Source organism: Frankia nepalensis, assembly GCF_016786325.1.
Taxonomy (GTDB): Bacteria; Actinomycetota; Actinomycetes; order Frankiales; family Frankiaceae; genus Pseudofrankia; species Pseudofrankia nepalensis.
The window spans coordinates 1-1819 of record NZ_JADWYU010000337.1; the positions used below are offsets into that span (position 1 = coordinate 1).

At 70.7% G+C, this 1819-nt stretch carries 1 protein-coding gene and 1 pseudogene; both read right to left on the reverse strand.

The features are described from left to right. Positions 1–835: 835 nt before the first annotated feature. Positions 836–1285: pseudogene (locus I6A81_RS44540) on the reverse strand (lantibiotic dehydratase). Further along, on the reverse strand, positions 1270–1599 hold the full coding sequence (locus tag I6A81_RS41055) for a lantibiotic dehydratase (RefSeq protein ID WP_307875240.1): 330 nt from the start codon (positions 1597–1599) through the stop codon (positions 1270–1272). The pseudogene I6A81_RS44540 and the gene I6A81_RS41055 overlap by 16 nt, the downstream one beginning before the upstream one ends. Positions 1600–1819 lie beyond the last annotated feature (220 nt).

Here is a 1819-nt window from a genome sequence, read left to right on the forward strand (position 1 = left end):
CGACCCTCCGCACCGTGGCGTCATAGGCGACTACCTTTGCCGCCAGACCGGTTCCGCTCGTAACACCAGCCTCGACCACCGTCATCATCTTTCCTTCCGAAGTCTTTTCTGCGACCCGCCGACCACCCGTTTCGACTCACCGCCCACCGCCGGCGAAGCGCGCGGAGGTCGGCTGGCGAACGCGCTGGAGCAACCCGCCACCCGACTCGCCCTGCAGGGGTACAGCAGATCGTCTTCACCTGACAGCACGTCGTTGCGCATCTGTATAGCAGGGTTCTGCACAGCTGTACAGCAGCCTGCCGCAGGGGACGTCGCCGAGCATCGGACGAGCTGGCCGAGAGGGCCAATCCACCCGAACAGGTCCGCCGCCGGAGCACGCGGTTCCAGCGGCGGACCTTTCCGCAGCGGATGGCTCTGGTCCGGTCAGCTCTGCTCGGTGGCCGGCACATCCGAGCAATCGAGCCATCCCGCCACACGGCCAGCCGGCACAGCCGGGGGTTCGCCGCAGCCCTGCCGGGAGGAAGGCGGCAAGCGCCGCCGACGGTGGCCATGGCAGCCGCCCGGAGAAGCGCTCTTCGATCATGGGTTCGAGGCCGGTGCCAGCGACGAACAGGCCGCGGACCCCGTCCGGGCGTGAGGCGAACGGAGCGACGACTCGGGCGAGGCGGTGAAGGGCCGGGTGACGTCGGCCTTGTCAGCGTCCGACTGGGCTGAGGCAGCCGCGCGACGTTCTGGCCGCGGACGAACCTGGACGGGCCGGACAGCTGCACCGCGGTGGCGCGGTCGTGCAGCACCGGAACCGATCTGTAGGCGCGGGCCATCGCTGTGCCGCGGGTCAGGTCTGGAACCTCGCGGTCAGGGTTCCGGCGGCGCGGGCGGGAGTCACGGCCAGTTGGTAGTCCCCCGCGTTCAACGCCTCGACGCTCCTGGCATGGAGCTTCGCTGCGATCTCCGCGTGCGGCTGCAGGAAACGCGGGTCGAACAGGCCGCCAGCGGTGAGCTGTTCGATCAGGGCGTCGGTCATCTCAAGGGGGACCGCCGTCGGCGAGCGCCGCCCATGCCAGAGCGAGCAGCCGCCGGTCGCGATCGCTCATCGTCGGCCAGGTACCAGCAGCACCGAGCCCGGGTAACCGGCCGGATAGCCAAGCCCCGACGCGTCGTCTAGCACGTCACGCAGTGGGACCACGCTACCGACGCCGTAGCGCTCGACGAACCTGCGGTGATTGTCCGCCCAGGGTGCCGGTCCCGGCGGTTCCCGGCCCAGCCGCGTCAGGACACGAGCCACACCGGCGGAGTGAGGGGAACCTCCGCTTGGCCGCCGGTGTGAGGCACAATCAGCCGCCCCGCCCGCTCGACGACGACGAGACTGCTGAACACGACTGTCGCTCGTTCCAACAGCGGGCTGGCTTCCAGGCGATCGATGACCTCGCCCAGCCACGCTGTGTCCACCTGAGCGGTCGACCTGTGGCGATCGCCGATGCGCACCGACCCCACGTGGCCGAACGCCGCTGGCGCGACCCCTGCGAGCTGCGCAAAGGGCGTTGCCCACCCCTCGGCACGCAGCAGGTACCGCACCACCGTCGCCGCCGCGGCGCGCACCGCCGGTCCGTGACCGGCCGCCCGGCCGCGATCTGCTCGACCCGAGCAGCCAGTGCGCTGCTGGCGAGAGCGACGGACTCACGGATCGCCGGCCAGAGCTGCGCCAACCACTCCCTGCACGCTGCCGGGTCCTCCAGCACCGGCTAAGCGGCATTCCGAAAGTCCTGCGCGTAACCCGGCGGCAGCCAGGGGCTGGTCCAGGGGGCCGCGGTGGTCAGCA